Here is a 1431-nt window from a genome sequence, read left to right as displayed (position 1 = left end):
TCCTATGAAAAGCACTAGCCTAGTTCCTCAAAGTTAATATTTATTTTTTAATTATCTCATAATGATGATCGTGTGGTGTTGAACTGTTAATAATTCCGATTAGGATTATTAACAGTTCAATGCCTTTAAATAACTTGCTCGGCATCCTATTTGTGATCAACCTTTGATGATCGTCACCAGCATCTGTATGATTATAAGCTATAATAAACCTGTTCACTTGCTAAAAATATGTGATCCTATTTTAAAAATGGTCACTCACATTGTTTTGTAATACAGGCTTTGCTACTTTTTATGAGCTTTGTTATTGTTATTTTTTTATTTTAAAACGCCTATCTCATAAGGTATTTCTGTTTTTATAACTGCTAAGGTCCTACTCAATAATTTACGAGCTACTTTTATGATTATAGTCTTCACATTTTTACCTACATGTTTACGGTAATAAGCTTGCATAATGGGGTCTGTACGTATCGCTTGCCATGAGGCTTCTATAAAATAACTACGCATTAATCGATGTGCTCGCATAGTGATCCCTGTGCTTTTTTGACTATCCCCACTCTGGTGAATACCTGGCGCTAAACCTACATATCCCGCCAAATGTTTGATACTTTTAAATCGTCGTAAATCTCCAAGTTCACATAATATACCACAAGCTACTATTCCTCCAATACCTGGAATACTTCGTAATAAATAATAATCCTTCTTGTAATGCTTACGACAATATGCTCGCATCTTAGTCGAGACATCTCGTAACTCTTTATCTATAAATCGAAAACTACGCATTCGGCTTAACAAAGTCTCACGTGCTGTTGGATAGTCAAAATCTAAATTATCTAACCAAACTCTAAAGTTATGACTCCAATGATCATTGTCAAATTCTTTTGGAATTGAAATGCCAAAATACAATAACTGCATTTTTATATAGCTTTTTATGCGCCTATACTCTTTAACCAAATCATTTCTCCTTCTAAACAAACTACGCAATTGCTCGCGCTCCTTATCAGGAATGACAATACTATCCAATCGACCATCTTTTAATTCTCTACTAATTAATTGAGCATCGATCTTATCGGTCTTTGTATATTTCTCTTTCCCTTTTCGATGAATATCTGCTGGATTAACAACTAAAGAATGCCAGCCATAACGCTCAAAGCAACGATGAGCGTAATAACCACAACAACCTGCTTCGTAGGCAGTAGTCACTTCGTAATCCCTAAAATGTTTCTCAACATAAGCTCTCAATAATTCTGGTTTTGGAGGCATCGTAAAGGATTTTCCAGAAAATAGATCTGTGGCGCAGTGAATCTTCCAACTACGTTTGTGGATGTCGATTCCAATATATAACTTTGGTTCAGCAGTGTGTTCAGTTTTCATATCTTAATTGTTTTGATGAACTTTAAAGATACTGGACTCTCTGCTTTTTCATGGATGCTA

Annotated in this window: 1 protein-coding gene; it reads right to left on the bottom strand. The window is 34.9% G+C overall.

Annotated features, from left to right (window positions below):
- Positions 1-315 precede the first annotated feature (315 nt).
- The gene (locus DZ60_RS0121940) at positions 316-1371 is read right to left on the bottom strand and encodes an IS110 family RNA-guided transposase (protein ID WP_025744142.1); all 1056 of its coding nucleotides are present in this window, start codon (positions 1369-1371) and stop codon (positions 316-318) included.
- Between the last annotated feature and the right edge of the window lie 60 nt (positions 1372-1431).

Origin of the sequence: Aquimarina pacifica (assembly GCF_000520955.1) — a bacterium.
Lineage (GTDB): Bacteria > Bacteroidota > Bacteroidia > Flavobacteriales > Flavobacteriaceae > Aquimarina > Aquimarina pacifica.
Note: the sequence above shows the minus strand (reverse complement) of the source record. Positions and strands in the feature narration are given on the sequence as shown.

Excerpts from the sequence above, each read along its gene's own strand:
- DZ60_RS0121940 (WP_025744142.1), bottom strand. The coding sequence starts at position 1,371 with ATGAAAACTGAACACACTGCTGAACCAAAGTTATATATTGGAATCGAC.